General features: G+C 50.0%; 10 protein-coding genes. 6 read left to right on the plus strand and 4 right to left on the minus strand.

The genetic code is table 11. The features are described from left to right. Window positions 1-2: 2 nt before the first annotated feature. Window positions 3-653, minus strand: a complete 651-nt coding sequence (gene rcsB, locus ACJHYD_RS01785) for a response regulator transcription factor RcsB (RefSeq protein ID WP_001061917.1) — start codon at window positions 651-653, stop codon at window positions 3-5. Between the two features lie 16 nt (window positions 654-669). Continuing rightward, window positions 670-3,342, minus strand: a complete 2,673-nt coding sequence (gene rcsD, locus ACJHYD_RS01790; RefSeq protein ID WP_001249120.1) for a phosphotransferase RcsD — start codon at window positions 3,340-3,342, stop codon at window positions 670-672. Between the two features lie 738 nt (window positions 3,343-4,080). Here rcsD and ACJHYD_RS01795 point away from each other — a divergent pair. The 6 genes from ACJHYD_RS01795 to mqo all read left to right on the plus strand — a co-directional run bounded on the left by ACJHYD_RS01795 (window position 4,081) and on the right by mqo (window position 11,713). Further along, a complete protein-coding gene (locus tag ACJHYD_RS01795; protein ID WP_000865539.1) occupies window positions 4,081-5,175 on the plus strand; it encodes a porin OmpC in 1,095 nt (364 codons plus the stop codon). A 111-nt stretch (window positions 5,176-5,286) separates the two neighbouring features. Continuing rightward, complete coding sequence (gene apbE / locus ACJHYD_RS01800; protein WP_000406119.1) at window positions 5,287-6,342, plus strand: FAD:protein FMN transferase ApbE; 1,056 nt, start codon at window positions 5,287-5,289, stop codon at window positions 6,340-6,342. Between the two features lie 73 nt (window positions 6,343-6,415). Next, the gene (ada, locus tag ACJHYD_RS01805) at window positions 6,416-7,480 is read left to right on the plus strand and encodes a bifunctional DNA-binding transcriptional regulator/O6-methylguanine-DNA methyltransferase Ada (RefSeq protein ID WP_000786434.1); all 1,065 of its coding nucleotides are present in this window, start codon (window positions 6,416-6,418) and stop codon (window positions 7,478-7,480) included. Continuing rightward, complete coding sequence (alkB, locus tag ACJHYD_RS01810) at window positions 7,480-8,130, plus strand: DNA oxidative demethylase AlkB (RefSeq protein ID WP_000884957.1); 651 nt, start codon at window positions 7,480-7,482, stop codon at window positions 8,128-8,130. The genes ada and alkB overlap by 1 nt, the downstream gene beginning before the upstream one ends. Before the next feature lie 75 nt (window positions 8,131-8,205). Further along, window positions 8,206-9,849, plus strand: coding sequence for a microcin J25 efflux ABC transporter YojI (yojI, locus tag ACJHYD_RS01815; protein ID WP_000422197.1), 1,644 nt, complete (start codon window positions 8,206-8,208; stop codon window positions 9,847-9,849). A gap of 217 nt (window positions 9,850-10,066) precedes the next feature. Then, window positions 10,067-11,713, plus strand: a complete 1,647-nt coding sequence (mqo, locus tag ACJHYD_RS01820; RefSeq protein WP_000758076.1) for a malate dehydrogenase (quinone) — start codon at window positions 10,067-10,069, stop codon at window positions 11,711-11,713. A gap of 149 nt (window positions 11,714-11,862) precedes the next feature. Here mqo and eco read toward each other — a convergent pair whose 3' ends face one another. Together eco and yojO are read right to left on the minus strand one after the other, a co-directional pair. Continuing rightward, window positions 11,863-12,351 carry a serine protease inhibitor ecotin gene (gene eco, locus ACJHYD_RS01825; protein WP_000849212.1) on the minus strand — a complete coding sequence of 163 codons (489 nt, stop codon included), beginning with the start codon at window positions 12,349-12,351 and terminating at the stop codon, window positions 11,863-11,865. A 132-nt stretch (window positions 12,352-12,483) separates the two neighbouring features. Then, window positions 12,484-12,648: a protein YojO gene (gene yojO, locus ACJHYD_RS01830; RefSeq protein WP_001296837.1), complete on the minus strand. Its 165-nt coding sequence runs from the start codon at window positions 12,646-12,648 to the stop codon at window positions 12,484-12,486. Between the last annotated feature and the right edge of the window lie 62 nt (window positions 12,649-12,710).

The raw sequence follows: 12,710 nt of genomic DNA on the forward strand, positions 1-12,710 counted from the left end.
GATTAGTCTTTATCTGCCGGACTTAAGGTCACAGAAGAGAGATAATTCAGCAGAGCAATATCGTTCTCGACACCCAGCTTCATCATCGCAGATTTCTTCTGGCTACTGATGGTTTTAATACTGCGGTTCAGCTTTTTAGCGATCTCGGTCACCAGGAAGCCTTCCGCAAACAGGCGCAGAACTTCACTCTCTTTTGGCGAGAGACGCTTGTCACCGTAACCACCAGCACTGATTTTTTCCAACAGGCGAGAAACGCTTTCCGGGGTAAATTTCTTCCCTTTCTGCAGCGCGGCGAGAGCTTTCGGCAGATCGGTCGGTGCACCTTGTTTCAGCACGATCCCTTCGATATCCAGATCCAATACCGCACTAAGAATCGCCGGGTTGTTGTTCATGGTCAGAACGATGATCGACAGGCTTGGGAAATGGCGCTTGATGTACTTGATTAAGGTAATGCCATCGCCGTACTTATCGCCAGGCATGGAGAGATCGGTAATCAACACATGCGCATCCAGTTTCGGCAGGTTGTTGATCAGTGCTGTAGAGTCTTCAAATTCGCCGACAACATTCACCCACTCAATTTGCTCAAGTGATTTGCGAATACCGAACAAGACTATCGGATGGTCATCGGCAATAATTACGTTCATATTGTTCATGTAATAGGCTACCTTGCTACAGCAAGCTCTTGACATAACTGTCAATGTCGCTGATGTATTTTTCTATTCCTGGAACATCCTTTTCACGAATCAGATGTTCCAGCGTTTCACATAACTGCTTGCCGGGTACCAGATTTAGCATGGCAAACACGCCTTTAAGACGATGAGCCGTTTGGGCTAACGCAGCAAAGTCACTGGTTGCTGCTTCAGTATACAGCCTCTTAACATCATCCGGTACTGTGTCTACAAAGAGCGCATAATAGCCGCTGGCATGGAGTTGCGCATTTTCATCTCCGCCCAGAGGCGATTCTGTCACCTCTTCCTGCGCCAGTTGCACTTCAATTAATTGTAAGACCGCTTCCTGCATAGCGTTGCTCATATTGAAGTTGACGCACAATTGACCAGGCCCAATTTCCCGTACGCCAGACTCATCATCGCTTAAAAGCAAGCCAGAGGCAGTAAGATTAGACGGATTATCCGTTAAAAAGATATCATAATCTTGACTAATTAATCTTTCATCGGGTGTGATACAGGTTGCACCCCAATTTTCTAACTGGCGAGTGACAATATTCCGAATTTCTGCCGAAGTAACATCCACCATTACGCAGACATCATCCAGTAAACGCTCTTCTTCCTCTTCAACTTCCGGGTCAGCTGCGAGCATTTTGATATGCACAGAGTAGCGTGTACCAAGCCCATCCCGCGTTTTAATGTTTAAATGACCGCCCAGTTTACGTGCCAGTTGATCGCTCAGCCAGAATGCCAGCGGGTCCGCCTTGCCATAGCGATCGTTTTGGGTCTGGTTGATAAACGGGAAGTGCAAATTATCCATTTCATGAATGCTTACGCCTTCTCCGGTGTCCAGAATGCGGAACGTCAGGCGGTCTTCGGAGGACTCATCCTGATCAACCTCAAGGGTGATTTTTCCCAATTGCGTTGAGGTCACGGCATATTGCATCAGTAGCAGCAAAATGCGTCGTAAGGCATCGCGATCGCCGCGGCGCATATCGTGTGCTTTCAGATGATTGTTAATCAGCAGTTGCAGACCTTTACGCTTGATGGCAGGCAACACTGAAGGCACAACTTCATCAATTAAATCCTGCACGGAGAACAGCACCGTCTCACTTTTCCAGCTATCATCCGCAAGCATGTTCGCTAACTGTATTTCATCGACCAGCCGCACCAGCACATCTGCCTGATTCGCCAGTTGTTTGCTTTCCGGGGCGTTGAGTTTAGCCGCGCTCTCCGCCAGGGACTGTGCAGGTTCTTTCAGCGCATCGCCAATGTTTTTCATAAAGGTCATCCGCCCCTGCTGGTTTTTCTCATACAGACGCTGCGCCTGCTTGAGTTTCTTGTTTACCAGCACTTCGCGATCCTGATCGCGAATAATGAAAATTTGTGTGCGCGGCGCGACCTGGCTGCGGAACATGCGGATCTCATACAGCTCGTTATTGATCGTCGCCTGAATAATCCCCTGATGCTGTTCCGCCATGGTGGTGATGTTTTGCAGATTCAAATGCGGCAGCAAATGATCGGCAATTTTGTTACTTATGACAGTGCGGTTCGATTCCTGATCGTGAACCAGCAGGCCAAGCGGCAGCAGTGAGACTATCTCTTCATTGATTGCACGTAAAATGCGCAATTCGTTATTGACCGCCGTGCTGGGGACGTTTTCTGTACTGCGGCTGGAGAAATGGCGGAATGTGGTATAGCCAAATAACGCCAGCGCCAGCAAACCGATATTCAGCAGCAGTGGCAGCAGAATGTTTTGCAACGTATCCAGCAGTAAGGTGCCATAAGGAACCTGCCAGACCAGGCGCATATCGGTAGAGTTGAGTGCCGAGGAGATTTCAATCTTCGTACTGTTAAAGTGGATACTGACGCTATCCGTCCCTTCTTTCTCATTATCATTGTTTCCCGTTGCCGTCGCGTCTGGCTCAAGGCGGAAACTGTCCAGCGGCATGCCCGGTGGGATCAAATCATTAATCGGCAGATCAAAAGCCACGACCGTTGCCAGATGTCCCGGCTGGTTAAAGGTAGTACGCAAGGTAAAGTAATGACCGTTCTGCCAGGCTAGGCGGCGCATGTTAGAAAAGCTTTCGCGTTCATCGAGGGCGTTGGCCTGTTGCAACATCTCTGCACGACGTGAATCAACAATGTCGCTGACGGTCGATTCTTTAAATCCGGAGGTGAGATCTTTAAGGGGCAGGGTTGAGATCAGCACCAGGCTGTTATCCTGACCATTCAGGTAATACATCGACCACGGTACATTTTCTGCGCCCCACAATGTATCCAGATAAGTGGACATCCGTTGAGTCATCTCAAGCGTTGAGTTGTCGTGAGAGCCAAAGATTAACGCTTCCGTTTTGCGGCGCGGTTTTTCCAGATAGTAGACATCCTGTTTCAGGCGCGTCTCTTGTAAACCTTCGCCGGAGGAGGGGGAGGTCGTCGCGGCAATGTTGTCGTAGATCTGCCAGGTCACGTAACGCCAGGTATCGACGCGCTTTTGGATTGCGTGGGTAATGTCGACAATCTGGTAACTTTTATCTTTCAGCCAGGCGTTAACGGCGCTTTGTACCATTACTCCCATCGTCACCAGTAACACAATGATCAACAGTAAAAAGAAGCGGGTAATGCTCCCCGGTAGGAGTGAAAAGCGGGTCGTGGCCGTTGTCTCTTTCTGACGCATTCGTGTTTATGACCTGTTAAAACTTCGCGAAGTGATAGGGCAGTATAAAGGGTACAGTGTGAAATTCCAGACTCTTACCTGATTGATGATTCTCTATTCTCCCGTGATATTTATCATCCTGCATTGGGGGAAATAGATGTACAAGCGCCATTTTGCTGTACAAATAACCTACAAAAAGCCCAACGAAATTAATTGCAAATAAACGAAGATTGCTGGAAATTATGCTAATGTTAATTATTTGTGAAATAGTTAACAAGCGTTATAGTTTTTCTGTGGTAGCACAGAATAATGAAAAGTGTGTAAAGAAGGGTAAAAAAAACCGGATGCGAGGCATCCGGTTGAAATAGGGGTAAACAGACATTCAGAAATGAATGACGGTAATAAATAAAGTTAATGATGATAGCGGGAGTTATTCTAGTTGCGAGTGAAGGTTTTGTTTTGACATTCAGTGCTGTCAAATACTTAAGAATAAGTTATTGATTTTACCCTTGAATTATTATTGCTTGATGTTAGGTGCTTATTTCGCCATTCCGCAATAATCTTAAAAAGTTCCCTTGTATTTACATTTTGAAACATCTATAGCGATAAATGAAACATCTTAAAAGTTTTAGTATCATATTCGTGTTGGATTATTCTGCATTTTTGGGGAGAATGGACCTGCCGACTGATTAATGAGGGTTAATCAGTATGCAGTGGCATAAAAAAGCAAATAAAGGCATATAACAGAGGGTTAATAACATGAAAGTTAAAGTACTGTCCCTCCTGGTCCCAGCTCTGCTGGTAGCAGGCGCAGCAAACGCTGCTGAAATTTACAACAAAGACGGCAACAAATTAGATCTGTACGGTAAAGTTGACGGCCTGCACTATTTCTCCGATAACGACTCTAAAGATGGCGATAAGACCTACATGCGTCTTGGCTTCAAAGGTGAAACTCAGGTTACTGATCAACTGACCGGTTATGGTCAGTGGGAATATCAGATTCAAGGTAACGAACCTGAAAGTGACAATAGTTCCTGGACCCGTGTGGCATTCGCTGGTCTGAAATTCCAGGACGTTGGTTCTTTTGACTATGGTCGTAACTACGGCGTTGTTTACGATGTTACTTCCTGGACCGACGTACTGCCAGAATTCGGTGGTGATACCTACGATTCTGATAACTTCATGCAGCAGCGTGGTAACGGTTTCGCGACCTACCGTAACACCGACTTCTTCGGTCTGGTTGACGGTCTTGATTTTGCTGTTCAGTATCAGGGTAAAAACGGTAGTGCTCATGGCGAAGGTATGACCACTAATGGCCGTGATGATGTATTTGAGCAGAACGGTGACGGTGTTGGTGGTTCTATTACTTACAATTATGAAGGCTTTGGTATCGGTGCTGCAGTTTCCAGCTCCAAACGTACCTGGGATCAGAACAACACTGGCCTGATCGGTACTGGCGACCGTGCTGAAACCTACACTGGTGGTCTGAAATACGACGCTAACAACATCTACCTGGCTGCTCAGTACACCCAGACCTACAACGCAACTCGCGTAGGTTCCCTGGGTTGGGCGAACAAAGCACAGAACTTCGAAGCTGTTGCTCAGTACCAGTTCGACTTCGGTCTGCGTCCGTCCCTGGCTTACCTGCAGTCTAAAGGTAAAAACCTGGGTCGTGGCTACGACGACGAAGATATCCTGAAATATGTTGATGTTGGTGCGACCTACTACTTCAACAAAAACATGTCCACCTACGTTGACTACAAAATCAACCTGCTGGACGACAACCGCTTCACCCGTGACGCTGGCATCAACACTGATGACATCGTAGCTCTGGGTCTGGTTTACCAGTTCTAATCTCGATTGATATCGAACAAAGGGCCTGCGGGCCCTTTTTTCATTGTTTTCAGCGTACAAACACAGTTTTTTGGTGTACTCTTGCGACCGTTCGCATGAGGATAATCACGTATGGAAATAAGCTTTACCCGCGTGGCACTGCTGGCTGCCGCGCTCTTCTTTGTTGGTTGCGATCAAAAAACACAACCCGCCAAAACCCACGCTACTGAAGTTACCGTTCTTGAAGGCAAAACCATGGGTACCTTCTGGCGTGCCAGCATTCCGGGCATTGACGCCAAACGCAGTGCCGAACTTAAAGAAAAGATTCAGACCCAGCTGGACGCCGACGATCAGCTGCTTTCGACCTATAAAAAAGATTCCGCGCTGATGCGATTTAACGACTCGCAAAGTTTATCGCCGTGGCCGGTAAGTGAAGCGATGGCCGATATCGTCACCACCTCGCTGCGCATTGGCGCAAGGACCGATGGTGCGATGGATATAACCGTCGGGCCGCTGGTGAATCTGTGGGGCTTTGGCCCGGAACAACAGCCGGTTCAAATTCCGAGCCAGGAACAGATCGATGCGATGAAAGCCAAAACCGGCTTACAGCACCTGTCGGTCATTAATCAGTCGCATCAGCAATATCTGCAAAAAGACCTGCCGGATTTATATGTCGATCTCTCCACTGTCGGTGAAGGTTATGCGGCGGATCACCTGGCACGCTTGATGGAGCAGGAAGGTATTTCTCGCTACCTGGTGTCGGTGGGCGGGGCGCTGAACAGCCGTGGTATGAACGGTGAAGGCCAGCCGTGGCGAGTGGCGATTCAAAAACCAACCGATAAAGAAAACGCAGTTCAGGCGGTGGTGGATATCAACGGCCACGGTATCAGCACCTCCGGCAGCTACCGCAACTATTACGAACTGGACGGCAAACGCCTTTCTCATGTTATCGATCCGCAAACCGGACGACCTATCGAGCATAATCTGGTATCCGTGACGGTGATTGCACCGACGGCGCTGGAAGCCGACGCCTGGGATACAGGTTTGATGGTGCTCGGGCCAGAGAAAGCCAAAGAGGTTGTTCGCCGGGAAGGGCTGGCGGTTTATATGATCACCAAAGAGGGCGATAGCTTTAAAACCTGGATGTCGCCGCAGTTTAAAAGCTTCCTGGTGAGCGAAAAAAATTAAAGCGCAAGATTGTTGGTTTTTGTGTGATGGTGACCGGACAGACTAAAGGCTATCCTTAACCAGGGAGCTGATTATGAAAAACGCCACACGCTTAACTGACGATCAACGCTGGCAATCTGTCTTAGCACGCGACCCGAACGCCGACGGCGAATTCGTTTTCGCCGTGCGCACCACGGGTATCTTTTGCCGTCCGTCTTGCCGCGCCAGACATGCCTTGCGGGAAAACGTTTCTTTCTATACGGATGCCAGCGAGGCGCTTGCCGCTGGCTTTCGCCCCTGCAAACGTTGTCAGCCAGATAAAGCCAATGCCCAGCAACATCGCCTTGATAAAATTACCCACGCCTGCCGACTGCTGGAACAGGAAACGCCTGTAACGCTGGAAGCCTTAGCTGACCAGGTGGCGATGAGTCCGTTCCATTTGCATCGATTGTTTAAAGCGACTACCGGAATGACGCCGAAAGCCTGGCAACAGGCATGGCGTGCTCGCCGTTTACGCGACTCGCTGGCGAAAGGGGAGAGCGTGACTACATCTATTCTTAACGCTGGATTCCCCGACAGCAGCAGTTACTACCGTAAAGCCGACGAAACGTTGGGCATGACGGCTAAACAGTTTCGTCACGGAGGTGAAAATCTGGCTGTGCGTTATGCGCTGGCTGATTGTGAACTGGGCCGTTGCCTGGTGGCTGAAAGCGAGCGGGGGATTTGCGCGATATTGCTGGGCGATGATGACGCGACATTAATCAGCGAGTTGCAGCAGATGTTTCCCGCTGCCGACAACGCGCCTGCCGATTTGACGTTTCAACAACATGTGCGTGACGTGATCGCCAGCCTCAATCAACGCGATACGCCGCTGACGTTACCGCTGGATATTCGCGGCACTGCTTTTCAGCAACAAGTCTGGCAGGCACTGCGCACGATACCTTGCGGTGAAACCGTCAGTTATCAGCAACTGGCTAACGCCATCGGCAAACCGAAAGCGGTACGGGCCGTTGCCAGCGCCTGTGCCGCCAACAAGCTGGCTATCGTAATACCCTGTCATCGAGTGGTCCGTGGTGATGGCACACTTTCAGGTTACCGCTGGGGCGTGTCGCGTAAAGCGCAACTGCTGCGCCGCGAAGCTGAGAATGAGGAGAGGTAATGTTGGATCTGTTTGCCGATGCTGAACCGTGGCAAGAGCCACTGGCGGCTGGTGCGGTAATTTTACGGCGTTTTGCTTTTAATGCTGCGGAGCAACTGATCCGCGATATTAATGACGTTGCCAGCCAGTCGCCGTTTCGCCAGATGGTCACCCCCGGGGGATATACTATGTCGGTGGCGATGACCAACTGTGGGCATCTGGGCTGGACGACCCATCGGCAAGGTTATCTCTATTCGCCCATTGATCCGCAAACAAATAAACCGTGGCCCGCCATGCCACAAAGCTTTCATGATTTATGTCAACGTGCGGCTACGGCGGCGGGCTATCCAGATTTCCAGCCAGATGCTTGTCTTATCAACCGCTACGCTCCTGGCGCGAAACTGTCGCTGCATCAGGATAAAGACGAACCGGATCTGCGCGCGCCGATTGTTTCTGTTTCTCTGGGCTTACCCGCGATTTTTCAATTTGGCGGCCTGAAACGAAATGATCCGCTAAAACGTTTGTTGTTGGAACATGGCGATGTGGTGGTATGGGGCGGTGAATCGCGGCTGTTTTATCATGGGATTCAACCGTTGAAAGCGGGGTTTCATCCACTCACCACCGACTGCCGCTACAACCTGACATTCCGTCAGGCAGGTAAAAAAGAATAAAAATAAGAATTATTATTGCTGTGCGCGCGAAGATGTTTAAACTGCGGGCTGTAATTCATTGTCCGGGTTTTCTGCATGGAACTTCTTGTACTTGTCTGGCGGCAGTATCGCTGGCCATTTATCAGTGTGATGGCGCTAAGCCTCGCCAGTGCGGCATTAGGCATTGGCTTAATTGCTTTTATCAATCAGCGCCTTATCGAAACGGCGGATACCAGTCTGCTGGTGTTGCCGGAGTTTCTGGGGTTATTGCTGCTGTTGATGGCCGTCACTCTCGGATCGCAACTGGCGCTCACCACTTTGGGGCATCACTTCGTTTACCGACTGCGTAGTGAATTTATCAAGCGAATTCTCGATACCCACGTCGAGCGCATTGAACAACTTGGTAGCGCCTCGTTGTTGGCGGGGTTAACCAGCGATGTGCGCAATATCACCATTGCTTTTGTGCGTCTGCCGGAACTGGTGCAGGGGATCATCCTCACTATCGGTTCCGCGGCGTACTTGTGGATGCTGTCGGGCAAAATGTTGCTGGTAACGGCTATCTGGATGGCAGTCACCATCTGGGGCGGTTTTATACTGGTGGCGCGGGTGTACAAACATATGGCGACCCTGCGTGAAACCGAAGACAAGCTGTACACGGATTTTCAAACCGTACTCGAAGGGCGCAAAGAGCTGACTCTGAACCGGGAACGCGCCGAGTATGTGTTTAACAACCTCTACATTCCTGATGCGCAAGAGTATCGCCATCATATTATCCGCGCAGACACCTTCCATCTTAGTGCCGTGAACTGGTCAAACATCATGATGCTGGGCGCAATCGGTCTGGTGTTCTGGATGGCGAACAGTCTCGGTTGGGCTGATACCAACGTTGCCGCGACCTATTCGTTGACGCTGTTATTCCTGCGTACGCCGCTGCTTTCGGCGGTTGGTGCATTACCGACGCTGCTGACGGCGCAGGTGGCGTTTAACAAGCTGAACAAATTCGCACTCGCGCCTTTCAAAGCAGAGTTTCCGCGCCCACAGGCGTTTCCCAACTGGCAAACGCTGGAGCTGCGTAACGTGACGTTTGCTTATCAGGATAACGCGTTTTCCGTTGGGCCGATTAACCTCACCATCAAACGTGGCGAGCTGCTGTTTCTGATTGGCGGCAACGGTAGCGGAAAATCGACGCTGGCGATGTTGCTGACGGGCTTGTATCAGCCACAAAGCGGCGAAATCTTGCTGGATGGCAACCCTGTCAGCGGCGAACAACCGGAAGATTATCGCAAACTGTTTTCGGCAGTGTTTACCGATGTCTGGCTGTTCGATCAACTGTTGGGGCCGGAGGGTCAACCCGCTAACCCGCAACTGATTGAGAAGTGGCTGGTGCAGCTGAAAATGGCTCATAAGCTTGAGTTAAGCAACGGGCGTATTGTTAACCTGAAGTTATCAAAAGGGCAGAAAAAACGCGTCGCGCTGTTGCTGGCGCTGGCAGAAGAACGCGATATTATCCTGCTGGATGAATGGGCGGCGGATCAGGATCCACACTTCCGTCGTGAGTTTTATCAGGTGTTGCTGCCGCTGATGCAGGAGATGGGTAAAACTATTTTCGCCATCAGTCATGATGATCATTACTTTATCCACGCCGACCGCCTGCTGGAAATGCGCAACGGGCTACTTAGCGAGCTGACAGGCGAAGAGCGCGATGCTGCTTCGCGTGATGCCGTTGCCCGGACGGCATAATATTTCGACGCTGACCTGGCGGACTGCTGCTGCCAGGTCAATATTCTAAAAATCCCTTCGTTTCTAATAACCCTATAATTAATCAACGAAATTATAATGTTTCTAAAAATAGAATATAATTTATAAACATTATTTAAATGTTGTTACTTAAGTGTTACCGTTGATGCCGCGCAAATCTCACCTGCAATAAAGCGACTAAAAGTAAGGCATTAACAAGATGAAAAAAGTGACTGCCATGCTCTTCTCGATGGCCGTGGGCCTTAATGCCGTTTCGATGGCGGCAAAAGCGAAAGCGTCCGAGGAGCAGGAAACTGATGTACTGTTGATTGGCGGCGGCATTATGAGCGCCACGTTGGGGACCTATTTACGCGAGCTGGAGCCTGAATGGTCGATGACCATGGTGGAGCGCCTGGAGGGTGTCGCGCAGGAGAGTTCGAACGGCTGGAACAACGCCGGAACCGGGCATTCTGCACTGATGGAACTCAATTACACTCCGCAAAACGCCGATGGCAGCATCAGTATTGAAAAAGCAGTCGCCATTAACGAAGCATTCCAGATTTCCCGCCAGTTCTGGGCGCACCAGGTCGAGCGCGGCGTGCTGCGTACTCCGCGTTCATTTATCAATACCGTTCCGCATATGAGCTTTGTCTGGGGCGAGGATAACGTCAATTTCCTGCGCGCCCGTTACGCCGCGTTACAACAAAGCTCGCTGTTTCGTGGTATGCGTTACTCTGAAGATCACGCGCAGATCAAAGAGTGGGCACCGTTAGTGATGGAAGGGCGCGATCCGCAACAGAAAGTGGCAGCCACGCGTACGGAAATCGGTACTGATGTGAACTATGGCGAGATCACCCGCCAGTTAATTGCTTCCTTGCAGAAGAAATCTAATTTTTCGCTGCAACTCAGCAGCGAAGTCCGCGCCCTAAAGCGTAATGACGATAACACCTGGACCGTCACTGTTGCCGATCTGAAAAACGGCACTGCACAGAACATCCGCGCTAAATTTGTCTTTATCGGCGCGGGCGGTGCGGCGCTGAAGTTGTTACAGGAATCGGGTATTCCGGAAGCGAAAGACTACGCCGGTTTCCCGGTGGGCGGACAGTTCCTTGTTTCGGAAAACCCGGACGTGGTTAATCACCATCTGGCGAAGGTTTACGGTAAAGCATCCGTTGGCGCACCACCGATGTCGGTTCCGCATATCGATACCCGTGTTCTGGACGGTAAACGCGTAGTGCTGTTTGGGCCATTTGCCACCTTCTCAACCAAATTCCTCAAAAACGGTTCATTGTGGGATCTGATGAGTTCCACCACCACCTCTAACGTGATGCCGATGATGCACGTTGGGCTGGATAATTTCGATCTGGTGAAATATCTGGTGAGTCAGGTGATGTTGAGTGAAGAGGATCGTTTTGAAGCGTTGAAAGAGTACTATCCGCAGGCGAAAAAAGAGGACTGGCGTTTGTGGCAAGCGGGGCAGCGTGTGCAGATTATCAAGCGTGATGCCGAGAAAGGTGGCGTACTGCGTCTGGGTACCGAAGTGGTCAGCGACCAGCAAGGGACTATTGCCGCGCTGCTGGGGGCATCGCCAGGTGCGTCAACCGCCGCGCCGATTATGTTGAATCTGCTGGAAAAAGTATTTGGCGATCGCGTTTCCAGCCCGCAATGGCAGGCAACGTTGAAGGCGATCGTTCCGTCTTATGGACGCAAGCTGAACGGTGATGTAGCGGCAACGGAGCGCGAGTTGCAGTACACCAGCGAAGTGCTGGGGCTGAAATACGACAAACCGCAAGCAGCAGATAGTACGCCGAAACCGCAGTTGAAACCGCAACCCGTTCAAAAAGAAGTGGCGGATATTGCGTTGTAATGATGTGCCACATCCGGCATGGTATGCCGGATGTGGCGTATGCTGATAAGACGCGCCAGCGTCGCATCAGGCAACCGGCTTGGGCGTTAGATGTCGGATGCGGCGTGACCGCCTTATCCGACCTACGGGGTGGAGCACTTCACGGCAGTTTAGCGGACTACCGCGTTGTCAATTTTCTCTTCCGCCTTCCAGATGCGGTACTTCACATCCACATTGTCTGGCGTATACACCACGATCGGCAGCTTGCTGTTATAACGCAGCATTCCGGCATCGCCCAGATACGCGGTGACAAATTTCTTCTCTTTCTTGCCATCCGGGCAGGCCATCATCGTCGAAACCGGGGAACTGACTTTATCAAAGACATAATAATCATAGCCCCAGCCTTCCAGCGTTTTGCTTTCCAGCTTCCCGCCGAGACGATGCAAATTGCAATCGACTTCCAGCGTCTGACCGATTAACAGTTCTACTTTCAGGGTAGATTCATCTTCTTGCGGGGTTAACTGAATCACCTGACGCTTCATGCCTTTTTCAGCTTGCGGATAAGGCGCGATTTTTTCCAGTGGCTGGACGCTCTCTGCCGCCCAGGCGGAGGTGGTGGCGAAAGCGGCAAACAATACTGCAGGTAGAATGGTCTTCATTTTTGCTTTCCTTCTTCATTTATAGGTTTTCACCGATGATGTCGCTGAAGGTTAACATATTCATCAGATTTATTAATTTGCTTTATGAATAACTTAAAGAACATTCAGATAATTTTACCTGCTCTTTTAGTGTTAAATTCTGATGAGAGAGCAAACCAACAGAAATATTTCTGGTGAATTAATCGCTATATAAATATGTTTATAACCATTTGAAATGTGAGCAAAAGCCCGTTTTTGCCACGCTTCCCGCCACTCTTTTGATCCTGCTACAGGTTTTACCCCGATCGGGGTATGCATCTTTGACACATCCTTTAATATCTTAGCGGCTATAAAAATGGCTTATTAATTATGCGGTTTAT

The sequence above is a fragment of the Escherichia sp. WS1368 genome (assembly GCF_046487485.1).
GTDB lineage: Bacteria > Pseudomonadota > Gammaproteobacteria > Enterobacterales > Enterobacteriaceae > Escherichia > Escherichia coli.

Excerpts from the sequence above, each read along its gene's own strand:
- rcsB (WP_001061917.1), bottom strand. The coding sequence starts at position 653 with ATGAACAATATGAACGTAATTATTGCCGATGACCATCCGATAGTCTTG.
- rcsD (WP_001249120.1), bottom strand. The coding sequence starts at position 3,342 with ATGCGTCAGAAAGAGACAACGGCCACGACCCGCTTTTCACTCCTACCG.
- ACJHYD_RS01795 (WP_000865539.1), top strand. The coding sequence starts at position 4,081 with ATGAAAGTTAAAGTACTGTCCCTCCTGGTCCCAGCTCTGCTGGTAGCA.
- apbE (WP_000406119.1), top strand. The coding sequence starts at position 5,287 with ATGGAAATAAGCTTTACCCGCGTGGCACTGCTGGCTGCCGCGCTCTTC.
- ada (WP_000786434.1), top strand. The coding sequence starts at position 6,416 with ATGAAAAACGCCACACGCTTAACTGACGATCAACGCTGGCAATCTGTC.
- alkB (WP_000884957.1), top strand. The coding sequence starts at position 7,480 with ATGTTGGATCTGTTTGCCGATGCTGAACCGTGGCAAGAGCCACTGGCG.
- yojI (WP_000422197.1), top strand. The coding sequence starts at position 8,206 with ATGGAACTTCTTGTACTTGTCTGGCGGCAGTATCGCTGGCCATTTATC.
- mqo (WP_000758076.1), top strand. The coding sequence starts at position 10,067 with ATGAAAAAAGTGACTGCCATGCTCTTCTCGATGGCCGTGGGCCTTAAT.
- eco (WP_000849212.1), bottom strand. The coding sequence starts at position 12,351 with ATGAAGACCATTCTACCTGCAGTATTGTTTGCCGCTTTCGCCACCACC.
- yojO (WP_001296837.1), bottom strand. The coding sequence starts at position 12,648 with ATGCATACCCCGATCGGGGTAAAACCTGTAGCAGGATCAAAAGAGTGG.